Genomic DNA, 18,395 nt, shown 5'->3' on the forward strand with positions numbered 1-18,395 from the left:
TAAATAACTTAAGACGCTATTTTGTCTAATCAATACTCCACAGCCATATATTTCGTATGATAATAACACCCTAGTTTAGCGACCGCGAATATTAAAAAAACGCTCGCTATTAATTCGAGTTTGCGCAATTAACTGCTCTGGATTTTGACCTCGACACTGGGCGATCACCTGAGCTATATGAGGCAAATATTGTGGCTCATTACGACTTGATTTTGGCTTTGGACGCAAATCGCGAGGTAAGAGATAAGGACAATCAGTTTCAACCATCAAACGCTCATCAGGGATATGTTTCACCACATCTCGTAGCTCTAAGCCACGGCGTTCATCACATACCCAACCTGTGATACCAATATGTAGATCAAGAGCTAAACACTGTTTGAGTTCTTGCTCTGTACCTGTAAAACAGTGCAATACTGCAGCGGGTAATTTATCGCGCCAGGGTGCCAGTATTGCCACAAAACGCTCATGCGCATCACGACAATGCATAAACACAGGCATGTTCAGCTCAGCAGCTAAAGCCAGTTGCGCTTCAAACACAGCCTCCTGTATTGGTCGTGGCGAGAAATCACGATTGAAATCCAAACCACATTCGCCAATTGCGACCACTTGAGGAAGCAGAGCTAATTGACGCAAAGGCGCTAGGCTTAAATCAGTCACCGACTTGGCATCGTGGGGATGAACTCCAGCGGTGCTAAAACAGTAATCAGGCCACATAGTTGCAAGTTCGGCGGCATGCTGGCTCTCTTCAATGTTGGTGCCTGTTATCACGATGCCAGTAACACCCGCTTGTTGAGCTCGTTCAATCAGCTCTGGGCGGTCTTTATCAAACCGATCGTTGGTCAGGTTTACCCCGATATCAATCATCCTTTACTTCCTCTGTGATACAAAAAAACCGGCAAACAGCGCCGGTTTTTTACTATTACACATAAATGCGTTTAGTCATCATATTGTTCTTCTTCTGCTTCGTCATTATCACGAACATAGTAACGAGAGAAGAATAAGCCTACTTCAAACAGCAGACACATAGGCACAGCCAATAAGGTCTGTGAAATGATATCTGGCGGTGTCAGTAGCATACCAACGACAAATGCAGCCACAATAATATATGGACGTTTTTCACGTAAACTTTGTGGGTCGGTTGCGCCAGTCCAGCATAGCAAAATAATTGCTACAGGCACTTCAAACGCAATACCAAACGCCATAAACAGAGCGAGAACAAAGTCCAAATAGCTCATAATATCTGTGGCAACTTGTACCCCAGCAGGCGCTGTACTGGTGAAGAATTTGAATACTAAAGGGAAAACCACAAAGTACGCAAACGCTACACCGACATAAAACAGAACCGAACTCGATACCAGCAGTGGCACGATCATTTTACGTTCGTGCTTATACAAGCCTGGCGCTACAAAAGCCCATACTTGATATAAGATCATTGGTACAGCAATGAAAACTGATGTGACCAAGGTTAGTTTAATTGGAGCAAAGAAAGGTGACGCAACATCAGTCGCAATCATTGTCGCACCAGCAGGCATACGCTCGACTAGAGGTGCTGACAAGAAAGTATAGATGTCATTCGAAAACCAAACTAAGCACAAGAAAACCACTAGGACACTTAATAGGGAACGCAAAATGCGATTACGTAGCTCAAGTAAATGGCTAAATAACGGCTGCGTTTCTTCAACTGTCGACATAGTGATGTATTTTATTCCTGCTTGTCAGAAGTCGTTGCTGAGGTTTGCTCGCTTTTTTTGGCTTCAGGAGAATATGGACGCTGCACCTCATCGGCCGCTTTTTTCAATTCATCTACTGATTTTTGTAGATCAGGAGACAAATCTTTCATATTCATCTGTTCAGCTTTACGAAGGTTTTCCTGCAATTCCTGAATTTTCAGTTCTTGTGATAACTCATCTTTAACTGAATTTGCCATATTACGAACAGCACCTATCCACTGCGAAACGGTACGAATCGCAACGGGTAGACGTTCCGGCCCCAGTACTACTAATCCCACCACCGAGATAAGTACTAACTCCCAGAACCCGATCTCAAACACGTCTTAAACCTGCTCTTTGTCTTTTTGGTCTTTTTGAACGTTTTCAGCTTGCTGCTTTTCTTCAGTAAGTTTCTTCTGTTCAAAGTCTGCGTCATCTGCTGCTGTTTTCTTAGCAGTAGTGTCGTCTTCGTCGCTGATCGCCTTCTTGAAGCCTTTCACTGCAGAGCCTAGGTCACCACCTAGTGTGCGAAGCTTCTTCGTACCGAATAGAAGAACGATGATTAAAGCAATGATTAACAATTGCCAGATACTGATACCACCCATGCTTGTTTTACCTCAGCTCTTTGTGGTTAATAACGAAAGGTTGTTGCTATTGTAAAGGTTGTTTACTTTACCGTCTATCGGCGGCAATTTCGCCAACCTAAAAACCAAAATGTGACGCCAACACCCGCAGAAATTGCCGGATACGTTGCCACGTGATTACTAAAAAGTATGGCAGAACATATAATAAGCGTTGCACCGATACCAAAATAGAACCGAGCTTGGTTCTGATAGCGTCGATTTGTCATGAAATGCTCATAGAGTTTATCGACACGTTGATTCATTGCCTTGCCTTGGCGCAAACTGTCATACAGTAATTCAGGTAACTCGGGCAGCTTCTCAGCCCAAAATGGCGCTTTATTTTTCACCGCATCCATAATGGCTTGAGCCCCGACCTGACGTGACATCCAGTCTTCTAAAAATGGTTTAGCTGTAGCCCACAAATCAAGTTGCGGATACAACTGACGCCCCAACCCTTCAACATACAACAAGGTTTTTTGCAGTAAAACCAGCTGTGGTTGCACTTCCATATTAAAGCGGCGCGCGGTATTAAATAAATTCAGCAACACATGGCCAAATGAGATCTCACACAGAGGCTTCTCAAATATCGGCTCACACACAGTACGAATCGCAAACTCAAACTCATCAATATTAGTATCGTGCGGAACCCAACCGGAATCGACATGTAATTCAGCCACTTTGCGGTAGTCTCGATGGAAAAAAGCCAGCAAGTTTTCTGCTAAGTAGCGCTTATCTTCTCGATTAAGCGTTCCCACAATACCACAGTCAAGTGCGATCCATTGTGGTGTCTCAGGGTGCTCGTAAGAAACGAAAATATTCCCTGGGTGCATGTCTGCGTGGAAGAAACTATCACGGAATACCTGCGTAAAGAAGATATTCACTGCATTTTCCGATAATAATTTTAAATTGGTTCCGTTTGCTTTCAGAGCCTCAATATTGGAAACCTGAATCCCATAGATGCGTTCCATCACCAATAAGTTGGTTCGACAGTAGTCACTAAAGACTTCAGGTACGTATAATGTCTCATCACCAGCAAAGTTACGACGCAGCTGAATGCTGTTTGCCGCCTCTCGCATCAAGTCTAATTCATCGATCAGCGTCTTTTCGTACTCACGGACTACTTCAACTGGACGCAGCCGACGCGCTTCAGGTGCCAGTTTTGCCAACAAACGCGCCATACGATACATCAATTTAATATCGGCTTGGATCACAGGCAAGATATCTGGGCGAATCACCTTAAGAACCACTTCGCGCCCATTTTCTTTTAAGACGGCGGTATGAACCTGAGCAATAGAGGCTGATGCTAACGGCTCAATAGAGAAATCATCGAACCACTGTTCAAGCGCACCACCAAGAGCTTGCTCCATCTGTGCTTTTGCCAACTCACCATCAAAAGGCTCTACTTGGTCTTGCAGTAGAGCAAGCTGATCGGCGATATGAGGCGGAAACAGATCGCGGCGAGTTGATAGCATCTGCCCAAATTTGATCCACACCGGACCTAACTCTTGCAGAGCCAAACGTAATCGCTGACCTAATGGCTTATCTTGATGTTCGTTCTTGAGCCAGAAAAGGCTTTTGCGTAATTTTTTCGGTAGTTGCACCCGAGGATCGTCAGGGAGCAATTCGTCTAAACCATAACGCAACTGTACTGCGGTAATATGGTAAAGACGACGTAATTCGGAAAAGGTCATCATGGCCTTTTAAGATTCCAATAGTCGATTTAAACGAGCTTCTAACCGAGCGGTTGCTGACTTAACATCATCCACCTGATCAGCAAAATAGGCGATCTCAAGTGGTGATGGTACGACTTTCCACTCTTCAGTTAAGGTTTCAGCCAACTGCTGCTGACGGCGGGTTAAAATGCGTTTTACTTGCTCAGCCCCACCTTTAACTGATGACACGAGCGTATGAGCCACAATATCTCCAGTATAGTGAGATAGTTTTTCTTCCACATCGGGCTTTAACCCACCAAGCAGCGTAGCAAACTGTTGTGCCAATTGAATATCACCCGATAGCATTAATTTATCGGCTTTAATCAATTGAGTCAGCTGGCTAGATTGACGCAGCTGAGGCAGTACCGCCAAATTCAATGCCAATTGACAATCGACCTCACCTTCAAACGCGGCAAGGACATCAATTTGCTGACTAAAGACAAAAAACAACGTCTTATTTAGCTCATTAAAAGTCACACTGATCACTTTACCGCGTAGGCGATTAAGGCGACGACCACTGTCTGCATCTTCTTTTAGCAGTTGATTCAGCGCCGTTTCTACCGTTCCAGTGACAAATACATCAATTGGCATAATGGTCCTTAAAACTTATAACCACGGTGTAGGGCAACAATTCCCCCCGTTAAATTGTAGTAAGTTGTTTGTTCAAACCCAGCATCTTCCATCATACCTTTTAAGGTTTCTTGATCTGGGTGCATACGAATAGATTCAGCCAAATAGCGGTAACTTTCGCTGTCATTCGCTACTAACTCACCCATTTTTGGCAAAATATGGAAAGAGTATGCGTCATAAATCTTTGATAGCGGCTCAACAATAGGTTTTGAGAACTCCAATACCAATAAGCGACCACCAGGCTTCAAAACACGAAACATCGAGCGCAAAGCTTTATCTTTGTCGGTCACATTACGTAGACAGAAGCTGATAGTAATACAGTCAAAGTAATTATCAGGAAATGGCAATTCTTCTGCGTTAGCTTGAACATAACCTACGTTCCCAACTACACCGATATCACGCAACTTACTGCGACCAACTTTTAGCATCGAGTTATTGATATCAGCCAAAATAACTTGACCATCATCACCTACAATGCGAGAGAATTTAGCGGTTAGGTCACCAGTACCACCACCCAAATCCAAGATGCGCTGGCCACGGCGTGCGCCACTGCAATCAATGGTGAAACGCTTCCACGCGCGGTGAATACCAAAAGACATAACATCGTTCATCATGTCGTATTTTGCTGCAACCGAGTGAAATACCTCAGCAACCATGGCAGCTTTATCGTCTTTCGCTACTGTACGAAAGCCAAAGTGGGTCGTTTCTTGAGTGGTGTCCGTCATGTTAAATCCGTTCTATAAAACCTATCTGGTTATCCTTAGCTGAACCGATAGGCCTATCATCATATACTTCGGTGACCCTAGTGTACTTGATGCTTGCGAATTGCTCAAAGCACTAGCGTCATTCATTTATCGTCTTGATGGGTCAAAGCGTCAACTTGCTCGGCCAATCCCCCTTCAAACATCGCTCTTTCAGTCAGTTGAGGGTTAATATCGCGCTTCACTTCAACCCCAAGTTGTTTGAAGCTTTCAGCTTGACGCAACACATTTCCTCGGCCAGAAACCAACTTATTCATCGCACCTTGATAGCTCTGATTGGCTTTCTCTAATGACGCCCCCATTGCTTCCATATCGGTTACAAACAAGCGCAATTTGTCATAAAGACGGCTTGCTCGCTCTGCAATCTCTTTGGCATTTTGGTTCTGTCGCTCATTGCGCCATAAATTATTAATCGTACGTAGAGCCACTAATAGCGTTGTTGGACTAACCAACATAATATTTAAGTCCATGGCATCACGGATTAGCGCAGGATCGGCCTCAATTGCGGCTTGAAATGCAGGTTCAACCGGAATAAACATCAGCACATAATCTAGGCTTCGAACGCCATGAAGCTGATGGTAGTCTTTACGACTGAGCCCTCGCATATGACCCCGAACCGATGCAACGTGCTCACTGAGCGCCAGTTCACGCTCTGCTGCCAATTCAGCATGATAAAAACGCTCATAAGCCACTAGTGACATCTTGGCATCAATGACCACATCTTTATTTTCTGGAAGACGAACGACAACATCTGGCTGATAACGCTTCCCTTCATCATTTTCTAAGCTCACCTGTGTTTGATATTCATGGCCTTCGCGCAAGCCTGATTCAGACAATACTCGAGCTAAGATCACCTCACCCCAATTACCTTGAGCTTTGTTATCGCCTTTGAGCGCTTGAGTTAGGTTTACGGCTTCTTTTGCCATTTGTTCATTAAGTTGTTTTAAGCTGTTGATCTGATGAATCAAGGTGTGACGTTCACGAGCTTCGTAACTAAAACTGTCGTTAACTTGCTTTTTAAACCCTTCCAACTGCTCTTTTAATGGCATTAACAAGCCTTCAAGACTGATGCGGTTTTGCTCATCCACACTGCGACTTTTTTGCTCAAACAAGCGATTGGCTAAGCTTTCAAATTGAATGCGTAACCGCTCTTCAGCATTTTCTAGCAGCTTGATTTTTTCTTCTGCCGCTTTCTGCTCTTCAAAATGGCGAGCGTATTGCTCACGTAGATCAGCTTCTAAATTCGCATTGGCAGCTCGCGCATTCTCTAGCTGCTCAGTCACATACTGCTTTTCGGTTTTTAACGCTTCGAAATAACGCATTTTCTCAACAGCCGCCGCCAAACGACCATGCATTTGTCGCAATTCAGCAGTCAATCGATCCCGCTCGACATCCATCTCATCCAACTCTTCGTTACTCTGTTGGAGTTGTTGTTGCAATTGTGCTTCACGAGCTTGACTCAATTTGAGTTCATTGTCGGCTTGTTGCTCTACCAGCGCCAACTCTTGTTCATAGCGACCTCGCAGCCACATTGTGGTAATAATGCTTGCAATCGTTGCGCCAGATAGGGCTGCCAGAGTGGCCAATCCTCCGCCACTTAGCCATTCGGTCATGATAAGGTCTCAACTACTTATACGTTAAAGATGAATAGGTTAAGGCTAAGTGGATACTGGATAAATGTCCAGCAATGTTACGGTTAAATCGCTCAATAATAGGACACTTTTCTGTGGTTATTATCACAGCTCATAGCATTGTTTACTGCCGATTAAGCCAAAGCTATCTACACTAGCGCCGCTTAACCGATTCAATGCAAGGATGTGAATTATATGAACGAACGTAAGGCTCTTCTCTACGGATTGAGCGCAGTCCTGTTGTGGTCAACCGTTGCCACCGCATTTAAAATTACTCTTAACTATTTTTCGCCGGTGCAAATGTTGGTGGTAGCCAGTGCCGTATCAGCAATTGCTTTAACTGGAATAAGCTTCTATCAGGGTACCTTATCCCAACTAAAGCGCACATTATTACTACGACCTTGGTACTACCTCGCTCTAGGTTTGATAAACCCACTCGCCTATTACTTAGTGCTATTTAAAGCGTATGAACTGCTACCTGCATCGCAAGCTCAACCGCTAAATTACAGTTGGGCCATCACCTTAACACTGATGGCGGCCCTCTTTTTAGGCCAGAAAATTCGTCGCCAAGATTGGATTGCTTGCTTATTTGGTTATCTTGGGGTGATTGTTATTGCCACGAAAGGTGATATCACCGCACTGCAATTTGATAGCCCAACCGGGGTCGCTTTAGCACTATTATCAACATTACTTTGGGCGCTGTATTGGATCATAAACACCAAAAACAGTGCCGATCCAGTACTTGGAGTGTTACTTGGATTTTTATTATCACTGCCGTTTTCTTTGGGGTTAAGTTTTGCCATCGATACTTGGCATGCCGTTCCTTGGCAAGGTTGGCTAGCGGTAAGTTATGTCGGATTATTTGAAATGGGAATTACATTTGTATTGTGGCTAAGCGCCCTAAAGCTCACGACCAATACAGCCAAAATCAGCAACCTTATTTTTATTTCTCCGTTTATCTCACTATTGCTGCTGGCGACCATCATTGGTGAAACTATTGCACCTTCAACCATTATTGGCCTTGGCTTAATTATCGTAGGATTGATGATTCAACAACTCAAAAGCTCCAAGCAAAAAAAAGCCTGTCACAACTGACAGGCTAACAGGCAAGTGGGTTGTCGAGACCCGGTGCTCTTAATCGAGCATCTATTAATTCAAATTGGTACTAATTCAGACTTGGCGCAGCATGCCAGCGGCGACCAAGTTTGGAGACCAAAATCAGTAAGCCAGGGATCAACAGCCACATTTGTAACGTCATCAAATACGGTGGGGTTAAATCAAGACGTTGAGTTAAACTCACCATGGCACCGGCACCACTCATTTGGAATAACCCCAACAATGCTGCAGCCGTGCCAGCTCTATCACCAAATGGTGCTAACGCTTTACCCGCCGCTGAACCTAAAACAAATGCAAAACCAAATGAAGAGACAAAAATCGGCACCATAAACGCCCATGGTTGCATAATGTTAGCCATCACCAGCATTGCGCCACCAGCGAGCAATAAAATGATCAAACCGATTTGTAACGTTGCTCGTGAGCCCAATTTATCCATCACTTTTGGTGCTAGCATACAAGCGGCGATATTGAGCGCGGCATTTAAACCAAACCAGAAGGTAAATTGATTCATGGTTTGGCCTTGCTTCATCATCAACCACACAGGGGCTGAAGTGACATAAGCCAAAATCACCGCCATAGCCAACATACATAAGATGGCATGGAACAAAAATACTGGCTCACGCAATACCGAAAAGTAACGACTCCAACTAATTAATGCACCCGATGTTTGAGTGTCCGTTGGACGGGTTTCTTTAAATAACACCCACAATAATGTGCCAGCGATAACCGCAAAACCGGCCATAAAACTGAAATTTGAACGCCAACCAAAATGGTGAGTCAACCAAGTGCCCAACAGTGGCGCAAGTGCGGGAATAAAGCAGATCGCCCCATTTAAGTAGCTGATCATACGACCACTTTTTTCAGCACCAAAGCTATCGCGTACAGCGGCAAATGCTGCGACCGATGTAGCACATGCACCAAAACCTTGGCACAGACGAGCCAGTAACAGTAAATCAAGTGTTTGCGCCCCATAAGCCACTAACGCACTTATGGCATAAATCACAACACCACCTAAAGCGATAGGACGGCGACCAAAACGATCGGCAAGAGGGCCTGCCAGCAACTGACCTAACCCCAAACTAACCATAAACCAAGTCACCGTATCTTGAACTTGAGTTCCGGTGACCGAAAATGTCTCTGCCATCGCAGGCAAAGCTGGTAAATAAATATCGATTGCCAGTGGGCTAAATAGCACTAGCAATACCATAAGCGCGACTAAACGAGTGTTTTTTAAAGAAGATGGTTGGCTCATGAAGGTTCCCTAACTGTGTTTCGGCACCAAGTCTACGGTTTTCACGATATGAATTGAAATGGTTTATATTCAATAGTGATTTTCCATTTTGGAATACCATAGATTAACCCTCGACTCTATTTGCAGCCACACGCTAAACACGCTAACGTAATCAATAACAGAATAAGCGCTGCTAAACGCGCGGATCTCACAGTAATTACGTCGGAATATGAACAACATAACGGCATTACAGGTAAAGGAATCTCAAATCATGCAAGCAGTTATCGCACAACGTGTCGAGCAGCTGCGTCAATGGCTTATCGCTAATGATTATGACGCACTGCTGATCCCTCATGAAGATGAATACTTAGGCGAATACATTCCAGTTCATAATGAACGTTTAGAGTGGGCAACAGGTTTTACCGGTTCTGCGGGAATGGCAATTATCACCCGAGACCAAGCCGCTATCTTTGTTGATGGTCGTTATGTGGTACAGGTACGCAAGCAAGTTCCAGGCGATGTTTATCAATACCGTCACCTTATCGAAGAACCACCAATGCAGTGGGCGTTAGAAACCTTAGCATCAGGTAGCAAAATCGCTCTTGACCCACGTTTGCATAGCCAAGCTTGGTTTGAACGTACTCAGCAACAAGTAGGAGAAGAGCTCGATCTTATTAGCATCGACGCCAACCCAATTGACAGTCTGTGGATCGATCGCCCTGCTGCAACGCTTTCTGATGCCATCTTAATGAGTGAGCAATATGCTGGCGTAAGCTCAAGAGAGAAACGAAACCAAATAGCTGCGGTTTTAAAGAAAAATAAAGCGGATGCTGCGGTTATCAGTCAAATCGATGCCATCGCTTGGTTACTTAATATTCGAGGTAACGATGTGCCTCGTCTCCCAGTACTCCTCTCCAATCTGATCATTGATGCCAATGGCGATGTAAGTTTCTATATTGATGCTAACCGACTTCCTGCCGAATTTGCAGCTCATGTTGGAGCTGGTGTTACGGTGAAATCTCCTGAGCAATTACAGGCCGATCTCGCAGCCTTTACCAAACAAATCGTAATGGTTGATCCAAACAGTTGTAACGCATGGACAGTGCAAGAATTACAACAAGCACAAGCAAATATTTTGCCTGCGGCAGATCCTTGTGCCCTACCCAAAGCGATGAAAAACCCAACTGAAGCGGCAGGTATGAAGGCGTGTCATATTCGTGATGGCGTGGCAATGGCGAAATTCTTAGCTTGGCTTGATGCTCAAGTGGCGCAAGGAATTCTACTTGATGAAGGCCAACTTGCAGATCAACTATGGGCATTTAGAGCACAAGACCCAAGTTGCAGTGATATGAGCTTTGATACAATTTCTGCGGCGGCAAGTAATGCAGCAATGTGTCACTACAACCATCAAAATCAGCCACAGCCGAGTGCTCTTGAGCTCAACAGTTTGTATCTTGTAGATTCAGGTGGTCAGTACCCAGATGGCACCACTGATATCACGCGTACCGTAGCCATTGGCACTCCAAGTGCAGAGCAAAAGCACGCCTTTACACTCGTTCTTAAAGGCCATATTGCTTTAGCCAGTGCCCGCTTCCCAAAAGGCACTACAGGCTCACAGCTTGATGCCCTAGCCCGTCAGCACTTATGGGCTCATGGTTTTGATTATGATCACGGCACAGGCCATGGTGTTGGTCACTTCTTAAGTGTGCATGAAGGGCCTCAACGCATTGCTAAAGTCTACAACCCAACGGCTCTGCAACCAGGTATGGTGCTTTCCAATGAGCCAGGTTATTACCGTGCAGATGCGTTTGGTATCCGTATTGAGAACTTAGAGATCGTAGTTGAAATCCCAACCCAAGGTGATATGACAGTACTTGGCTTTGAGTCATTAACTCGTGCACCTATCGACAAACGAGTGATTGATACCGCCCTGATGACCGACGGTGAAATTGAGTGGTTAAACCAATATCACCAGAAAGTTTGGCAAGATGTGAGCCCTGCATTAACTGGCGAAGATCTGACTTGGCTTGAGCAAGCAACAGCCCCATTAACTCGCGGCTAACCACTCGCTTTAGGCTTTACCGCCTTAGATAGAAGCTTGCACCAATAAAAGAACCGCTCATTGCAGCGGTTCTTTTTTATGCTAATTTAACCACAACTTAGTGATATTGATGCTGCCAATCTTTCCAGACCGGAGTTAACCCTTGCTGTTGTAAACGAGCAGCTACATCTTGAACTGAGCGGGCATCGTCAATCGTAAATTGCTCTAATTCACTTAAAGCTTGCTCTGCGTATCCGCCCGGCTGAGTTTTAGATTCGGCCGACATAGTCGTAATCCCCAAAGATGCCACGTTATCACGGAAAAAAGCCGATTCTCGGGTCGATAACGAAAGCTCAACTTCCCCATTAAAAAGGCGATAAGCACAGATAAGTTGCACCAACTGGCGATCTGTCATCACCGATTTTGGCTCAACCCCACCAGTACAAGGACGCAAGCGAGGAAAGGAAATTGAGTAACGACTTTGCCAGTAGCGCTGCTCTAAGTATTGCAAATGACGAGCAACAAAAAAGCTATCCACTCGCCAGTCTTCAAGTCCAATTAAAGCGCCCAAACCAATTTTATCTATCCCAGCTTGAGCCAACCTATCTGCGGTTTCTAAGCGATAATAAAAGTCTTGTTTTTTACCGCGCAAGTGATGTTTGGCGTATTCTCGCTGATGGTAAGTCTCTTGATACACCATCACTCCATTTAAGCCAAGAGCTCGCAGTTGTGCGTACTCTTCTTGCTCTAACGGCTGAACTTCTAGTGCTAAATAACTAAAGTATGGCTTGATCTGCTCAACCGCTTGGGCCAAATATGTCATTCCCACTTTGGTTTCATGTTCACCAGTAACCAGCAAAATACTATCAAACCCTTTACGTTTGAGCGCTTGGCACTCTTGTTCTATTTCAGCGGCATTAAGCACTTTGCGTTTAAGCTTATTCTCCATGGAAAAACCACAATAGGTGCATGAGTTAGCGCATAAATTAGAGAGATAAAGCGGGACATAAAGCCCCATGGTATGACCAAATCGTTGCCGAGTTCGCTCTTGAGCTTTGATGGCAAGTTGCTCCAAATAGGGTTCAGCGGCTGGAGAAATTAACGCTTGAAAATCATTTAGATCACACCGCGTTTTACTCAATGCTCGTTCAACATCTTGCGCTGTTTTACTGTATATATTGAGCCGAAGATCATCCCAATTGAGTTGCTGCCAAATCGAACTAAAACTCATCTTAGACCCCATCAAGAAACCCAGTTAGAGGGCTAGAAGCTTGGGCCGTTTGATAAGCTTGAGCAAGCCCTGCTTGATAACCTAATCGACCACTACTGACCGCTAAACGAAAAGCTTGAGCCATTAGTAATGGGTCTTGCGCTGTAGCAATGGCTGTATTGACCAACACTGCATCTGCGCCCATTTCCATTGCAAGAGCAGCATGAGATGGCGCACCAATACCAGCATCAACCACCACCGGGATCCGAGCTTGTTCAATAATGATGTCGAGAAAATCGCAACATACTAATCCTTTATTCGAGCCAATTGGCGCACCTAACGGCATAACAGCTGCGCAACCCACCTCTTCCAAACGTTTAGCCAACACCGGATCGGCATGACAATACGGCAGTACCACAAACCCCTCTTTCACCAACGCTTTGGCCGCTTTTAAGGTTTCAATTGGATCGGGCAATAAATATTTTGGGTCGGGGTGAATCTCTAATTTTAACCAGTTAGTACCAAGAACCTCGCGAGCTAAACGAGCGGCAAAGATCGCTTCTTCTGCCGTTTTTGCTCCGGATGTATTAGGTAATAATGCAACTCCTAACTGCTTAAGTGGTGAGAGAATATCGTCGTATTTTTTCCCCAACTCTACCCGCTTGAGTGCCATCGTCACTAACTGAGAGCCACTTTCAGCAATCGCCGCAGCCATAATATCGCCATTGGCAAACTTACCTGTGCCAGTGAAAAGACGAGAGGAAAAGCATTTATCAGCAATCGTTAACATCTTAACCTCCTGCTATCGCTTGAAAGACATCAATATGATCGCCATCATTGAGGGGCTGTTGCGACCATACCGAACGAGGAATAATCTGCTGATTTAATGCCACTGCAATCGTATGTGGAACTAATTGATAATAAGTAATGAGTTGCTCAAGAGAGACAGCATCAACCATCTCAATCACTTCGCCATTAAACCAAAGCTTCATTTTCATTCTCCTGCTGACACACTAGGCAACTCACATCGCTACCACACTGTACGCTTTGCCTCTGATTGTTCAGTCCATTGAACCGATATAACTCGCCCCATGTTATAGACTGGGGCACTGTAAAGTACTTAATAGCTTCTAATGCTTGAAAAGCGCCTATAACGCCAACCAATGGACCAACAACTCCCATAGTCTGACAATTTTGTTTCGTTTGAGTCTTAGCCATTTGAGGATACAAACAGTGGTAACAAGGCGAGCTAGATTGATGAAAACCAAAGCTAATTACTTGACCTTGCCAGCCAATTGCAGCTCCGGAAATTAATGGGATTTGACACTCCATACAGGCTTTATTGACAGCATATCGAGTGGCAAAGTTATCACTGCAATCAAGTACGAGATCGACACGACTAATTGCAGCGCGTAACCCATTGTCGTGTAAATGAGAAGTAAGTGGGACAATACTAACCGTTGAGTTAAGTTGGCTCAGTTGAGTGCTGGCTTGTACGGCTTTATTTTGGCCGAGATCGCTTTCACGATACAGGATCTGCCTTGCTAAATTAGACAATTCGACCTTATCGCCATCGGCAAGCCAAAGCGCGCCAATACCTGCGCCAACCAGATAAAGAGCGGCAATGGATCCTAAACCACCAGCACCAATGATCAGTACTTTTGCCTGCGCCAACTGAGACTGCCCTTGTTCTGAAATTTCAGGCACCATCAGTTGGCGGCTATAACGCAGAAATTGGTGATCAGTTAACGGTGGCGTCATCCAACCCTCCTCGATACTGATCTACCTTCTCTTTTAAGCGCTTAATCGCCTCTTCAACATTCTTTGCCTGAGTGATAGCACGTACTACAGCAACGCTATCCACCTCACAACGCAGAACCTGTTCAATATTGGTTAAATCAATACCACCAATAGCAACGGTTGGAACCACACCCGTAAGTAGTTTCTGATACAAAGCCAAACGCACAACACCTTGGGGACTTGATTCCATCTCTTTGGTGGTCGTTGCAAAAACATGACCCAGGGCGATATAACTAGGTTTCAGCTCAATCGCTCGTAAAATCTCATAATAACCATGAGTTGAAATACCCAACCTTAGTTGTGCTTGAGCGATCATAGTCAGATCTGCGGTATCTAAATCTTCTTGACCTAAATGCACCCCAAACGCTTCAGCCTCAATAGCTTGTTGCCAATAGTCATTAATAAATACTTGGCTGTGATAAGTATGACCACTATTAACCGCTTGCGATATTTGTGCGGTTAAATCGGTCGTAGCAGACTCTTTAATTCGCAATTGAGCCGTTGTCACCCCGCACGAAAGCACCTTATCTATCCAAGTCGCACTATCGACCACAGCGTAAAGGGTAAAATCTTCTCGATTCACAGGCTCAAAACAGACCGGAGATGATTGCTCACCCAATAGCGTTAAAGCTTGCTCATGAGCACGAGTCACCACCCGAGGAAATAGTGTTAAGCAATCGGGCCAATGCAGTAGGCGATCTCTATCTTGGTCTAAATAGCGACGCGCATAAGCTCGGGCGAGCACACAAGCATCTTGTAATGGATAATCCAGTGCTAGAGCAGCAAGCAGCATTGCCCGATGCGGTTCATTAGCCCCAAGGTGATGACAAAAGGCCATTTCCACTTTGCCATTGTGATGCCAGAGGTCAACAAAGCCATCTGCTACAGGCAAGCCAGATACAACCAGTTGAGGTTCATTCAAGACTTTTTGTTTGATCTCATCTAACGATGGGTATGGTGCTAACCATTGATCCAATACCCGTAACAAAACATCACTGGATTGATCTTGATGGTGGGCATTAAATACAACTTGCCAATTCTGCTGGGCTGAACGAATAAAAACGGCTTCATGATCAACTAGCGAAACATCCACTTTTTCACCCAAACCAAACTGCTCAGCAGTCGCTAAAATTGGGTCGATATGCATTAATAGTGGCATTAAATTTTCAGATAGACGTAAAGCACTCATACATTTTCCTTTTTGACAGGGTGATATAACTCACTTCCTCTCGCCCGGAATTCATCGGCTTTTTGTTGCATGCCCTCAAGAGGATCGTCCAATACAGCAACAGTGATCTCTTGATCTTGAGTTAAGTTTGAGGCGTAGTCGCGAACTTCTTGCGAGATCTTCATCGAACAGAATTTCGGTCCGCACATCGAACAAAAGTGAGCAACTTTGCCCGATTCTTGCGGTAACGTCTCATCGTGATAAGCCTTTGCGGTATCGGGGTCAAGACTTAAATTAAATTGATCCTGCCAGCGGAACTCAAAACGTGCTTTAGATAACGCATTGTCACGAATTTGAGCCCCTGGATGCCCTTTCGCCAAATCAGCAGCATGGGCGCATAGTTTATAAGTGATCAATCCGGTTTTAACATCTTCTTTATTCGGTAAACCTAAATGCTCTTTAGGTGTGACATAACAGAGCATGGCGCATCCGTACCAACCAATCATCGCCGCACCAATACCTGAAGTTATATGATCATAGCCAGGAGCAATATCTGTGGTTAACGGCCCTAAGGTATAAAATGGTGCTTGATGGCAATGTGTCAGTTGTTCATCCATATTAGCTTTGATCATCTGCATCGGCACATGACCGGGCCCTTCAACCATCACTTGCACATCGTATTGCCAAGCAATCTTGGTCAGTTCACCCAGTGTTCTCAGCTCTGAAAATTGCGCTTCGTCATTAGCATCAGCTACCGAACCAGGCCGTAACCCATCACCAAGCGACAGAGACACATCGTATTGAGCACAAATCTGACAAATTTCCGAAAAATGGGTGTAGAGAAAATTTTCTTGATGATGAGCAAGACACCATTTAGCAATAATGGAACCACCTCTTGATACAATTCCGGTTACGCGCTGTGCCGTTAGTGGGACATAACGCAATAACACGCCAGCGTGGATAGTAAAGTAATCAACGCCTTGCTCAGCCTGTTCAATCAAGGTATCGCGCATAATTTCCCAAGTAAGGTTTTCTGCAATTCCATTTACTTTTTCTAAAGCCTGATACATGGGAACCGTCCCAATTGGAACTGGGCTATTGCGTAAAATCCATTCTCGGGTTTCATGAATATGGCGGCCAGTAGAAAGATCCATTACGGTATCCGCCCCCCATCGCGTCGCCCAAACCAGCTTCTCAACTTCTTCTTCAATCGATGAAGTGACCGAGGAGTTACCAATATTGGCATTTACTTTCACCAGAAAATTTCGCCCAATAATCATAGGTTCAGCTTCAGGGTGATTAATATTTGCCGGAATGATTGCTCGCCCTTGAGCCACCTCCTGTCGCACAAATTCAGCACTGATTTCGGTTGGAAGTGAAGCCCCAAATGACTGACCATCATGTTGCTGATTTAAAACTTGATCACGATATTGAGCCCGTCCCATATTCTCGCGCAAGGCAATATATTCCATCTCCGGCGTAATCACACCTTGCCTGGCATAATGCAGTTGAGTAACGCAACGATTGGTTTTGGCACGAAAGATAGGAGTTGTGTGATTAAATCTTAAATCGTCTAACAGGGGAGCATCTGCTCGTTGTTGAGCAAAAGCGGAACTTCGTTCAGTCAATTCTTCACAGTCTTGGCGCTCTGCAATCCAATTTGTTCGTAACTTAGGTAAGCCAGAATAGAGATCAATAATATGGTTGGGATCAGTATAAACGCCTGAAGTATCGTAAACCCGAATCGGTTGATTAGCTTGATATTCTGGATGTTCTCTACTGCCACCGATTAAACTATCTGCCAACGCGATTTCACGCATTGCAACCCGAATATCAGGGCGGTGTTTAGCTGAAATATAGATTTTTTGGGAGTTGGGATAAGGTGATACCGACAAAGTATCAATGAAATGTTTGGCATGTTGCCTAGCTTGCTTTCGATTCGACATAGCACTCTTTCCAAATGAATAAAGAAATGCTTATCGGACAAATGCAACAAGAGATACAGCGCCCCATTAACCACCAGCCACAACTGACAGTTTCAATAGCGCACAACAAATTATCTTCTCTTGTTCCCTTCGCAGGTATTAGCCTGATCAGGTTCAACGGATCCCGTTTATACGGTCTCAGCCACATGGCACTCCGACAAGTTGAGCATCAGTATAAGAAAGCTCAACTTGAGGTGCAAGGCTTGTGTTACGTTTATTTAACAAAATAAAAAGCGCCACCAAAAGGTAACGCTTGATAATAAAAAAGACTATGGATTGATTAACGACATGTCAGTACATCACACTCAAGATGTTTAGAAAGCTCGTCAGCTACATCACCAAAGATATGAAGAAAGGTTTTGTGATAACCAACAATAACCAGTTTTGCATCCACTTTCTTTGCCAGTTCAACCAAATGTTTCGCCACATCACCATCGGCAAGATACATTTCCCCTACCGGATATGGAGATTGCTTAGCAAGATCAGCCAACTGTTGCATTCGTTTAATTTCTAATGCGTTATGAACTTCATCGAGCTCTAACTCCACATCCATATAGCTTACATTGCCAATACCCGGCTCAACATAGGCTAAATGAAGCTCAGCATTATTTTGCTCTGCGATTACTGCTGCCTTAATCATCAGCTTATGAGCTTCTTTATCATCAGGATTTACCGCGAGCAAAATGGTTGGATATAGCGACATATCAGCCTCCAAATGGGGAATGTAAATGTTATGGTTATATTTAAGTGCTATAACTAGTTTATACTCAAGAAACTT

Annotated in this window: 18 protein-coding genes and 1 riboswitch; of the genes, 2 read left to right on the top strand and 16 right to left on the bottom strand. The window is 44.5% G+C overall.

The window, feature by feature from the left end; all coding sequences use genetic code 11:
* Positions 1-75 precede the first annotated feature (75 nt).
* From tatD to rmuC, 8 genes are all read right to left on the bottom strand, one after another.
* Positions 76-864, bottom strand: coding sequence for a 3'-5' ssDNA/RNA exonuclease TatD (tatD, locus tag WAX86_RS14795; protein ID WP_341488960.1), 789 nt, complete (start codon positions 862-864; stop codon positions 76-78).
* A gap of 71 nt (positions 865-935) precedes the next feature.
* Positions 936-1,691 carry a Sec-independent protein translocase subunit TatC gene (gene tatC, locus WAX86_RS14800; protein ID WP_005302385.1) on the bottom strand — a complete coding sequence of 252 codons (756 nt, stop codon included), beginning with the start codon at positions 1,689-1,691 and terminating at the stop codon, positions 936-938.
* An 11-nt stretch (positions 1,692-1,702) separates the two neighbouring features.
* Positions 1,703-2,050: a Sec-independent protein translocase protein TatB gene (gene tatB, locus WAX86_RS14805; RefSeq protein WP_036764644.1), complete on the bottom strand. Its 348-nt coding sequence runs from the start codon at positions 2,048-2,050 to the stop codon at positions 1,703-1,705.
* A 3-nt stretch (positions 2,051-2,053) separates the two neighbouring features.
* A complete protein-coding gene (gene tatA, locus WAX86_RS14810; RefSeq protein ID WP_005302381.1) occupies positions 2,054-2,314 on the bottom strand; it encodes a Sec-independent protein translocase subunit TatA in 261 nt (86 codons plus the stop codon).
* A gap of 74 nt (positions 2,315-2,388) precedes the next feature.
* Entirely contained in the window at positions 2,389-4,026 is a 1,638-nt protein-coding gene (gene ubiB / locus WAX86_RS14815; protein WP_171027715.1) for a ubiquinone biosynthesis regulatory protein kinase UbiB, read from the bottom strand.
* A 6-nt stretch (positions 4,027-4,032) separates the two neighbouring features.
* The gene (locus WAX86_RS14820) at positions 4,033-4,635 is read right to left on the bottom strand and encodes an SCP2 domain-containing protein (RefSeq protein ID WP_068946561.1); all 603 of its coding nucleotides are present in this window, start codon (positions 4,633-4,635) and stop codon (positions 4,033-4,035) included.
* A gap of 8 nt (positions 4,636-4,643) precedes the next feature.
* Entirely contained in the window at positions 4,644-5,399 is a 756-nt protein-coding gene (gene ubiE, locus WAX86_RS14825; protein ID WP_044173849.1) for a bifunctional demethylmenaquinone methyltransferase/2-methoxy-6-polyprenyl-1,4-benzoquinol methylase UbiE, read from the bottom strand.
* A 122-nt stretch (positions 5,400-5,521) separates the two neighbouring features.
* Positions 5,522-7,048, bottom strand: coding sequence for a DNA recombination protein RmuC (rmuC, locus tag WAX86_RS14830; RefSeq protein WP_341488961.1), 1,527 nt, complete (start codon positions 7,046-7,048; stop codon positions 5,522-5,524).
* Between the two features lie 213 nt (positions 7,049-7,261).
* Between rmuC and WAX86_RS14835 the strand changes: the two genes are divergently transcribed.
* Entirely contained in the window at positions 7,262-8,161 is a 900-nt protein-coding gene (locus WAX86_RS14835) for a DMT family transporter (RefSeq protein ID WP_005302367.1), read from the top strand.
* 70 nt (positions 8,162-8,231) lie between these two features.
* Here WAX86_RS14835 and WAX86_RS14840 read toward each other — a convergent pair whose 3' ends face one another.
* Positions 8,232-9,434 carry a multidrug effflux MFS transporter gene (locus WAX86_RS14840; protein WP_238056994.1) on the bottom strand — a complete coding sequence of 401 codons (1,203 nt, stop codon included), beginning with the start codon at positions 9,432-9,434 and terminating at the stop codon, positions 8,232-8,234.
* A gap of 250 nt (positions 9,435-9,684) precedes the next feature.
* On the opposite strand from WAX86_RS14840, the gene WAX86_RS14845 reads away from it, so the two are divergent.
* Complete coding sequence (locus tag WAX86_RS14845) at positions 9,685-11,475, top strand: aminopeptidase P family protein (protein WP_341488962.1); 1,791 nt, start codon at positions 9,685-9,687, stop codon at positions 11,473-11,475.
* Positions 11,476-11,572: 97 nt separating this feature from the next.
* Here the strand turns inward: WAX86_RS14845 and thiH are convergent, their stop codons facing one another.
* The 7 genes from thiH to WAX86_RS14880 form a co-directional block, all read right to left on the bottom strand.
* Entirely contained in the window at positions 11,573-12,685 is a 1,113-nt protein-coding gene (thiH, locus tag WAX86_RS14850; RefSeq protein WP_341488963.1) for a 2-iminoacetate synthase ThiH, read from the bottom strand.
* A 1-nt stretch (position 12,686) separates the two neighbouring features.
* Positions 12,687-13,454 (bottom strand): thiazole synthase, encoded by a 768-nt coding sequence (locus WAX86_RS14855; protein WP_044173835.1) that lies wholly within the window; start codon positions 13,452-13,454, stop codon positions 12,687-12,689.
* 1 nt (position 13,455) lies between these two features.
* Positions 13,456-13,656, bottom strand: a complete 201-nt coding sequence (gene thiS / locus WAX86_RS14860; RefSeq protein WP_036764639.1) for a sulfur carrier protein ThiS — start codon at positions 13,654-13,656, stop codon at positions 13,456-13,458.
* Positions 13,640-14,425, bottom strand: coding sequence for a HesA/MoeB/ThiF family protein (locus WAX86_RS14865; protein WP_341488964.1), 786 nt, complete (start codon positions 14,423-14,425; stop codon positions 13,640-13,642). The genes thiS and WAX86_RS14865 overlap by 17 nt, the downstream gene beginning before the upstream one ends.
* Positions 14,406-15,653: a thiamine phosphate synthase gene (gene thiE, locus WAX86_RS14870; protein ID WP_341488965.1), complete on the bottom strand. Its 1,248-nt coding sequence runs from the start codon at positions 15,651-15,653 to the stop codon at positions 14,406-14,408. The genes WAX86_RS14865 and thiE overlap by 20 nt, the downstream gene beginning before the upstream one ends.
* Positions 15,650-17,578, bottom strand: a complete 1,929-nt coding sequence (thiC, locus tag WAX86_RS14875; RefSeq protein ID WP_341488966.1) for a phosphomethylpyrimidine synthase ThiC — start codon at positions 17,576-17,578, stop codon at positions 15,650-15,652. Before thiC ends, thiE begins: the two co-directional genes overlap by 4 nt.
* 107 nt (positions 17,579-17,685) lie before the next feature.
* Positions 17,686-17,784, bottom strand: a riboswitch (TPP riboswitch).
* Positions 17,785-17,897: 113 nt separating this feature from the next.
* Entirely contained in the window at positions 17,898-18,320 is a 423-nt protein-coding gene (locus WAX86_RS14880) for a universal stress protein (RefSeq protein ID WP_044173822.1), read from the bottom strand.
* Positions 18,321-18,395: the final 75 nt, after the last annotated feature.

Source organism: Photobacterium damselae subsp. damselae, assembly GCF_038086725.1.
Taxonomy (GTDB): Bacteria; Pseudomonadota; Gammaproteobacteria; order Enterobacterales; family Vibrionaceae; genus Photobacterium; species Photobacterium damselae.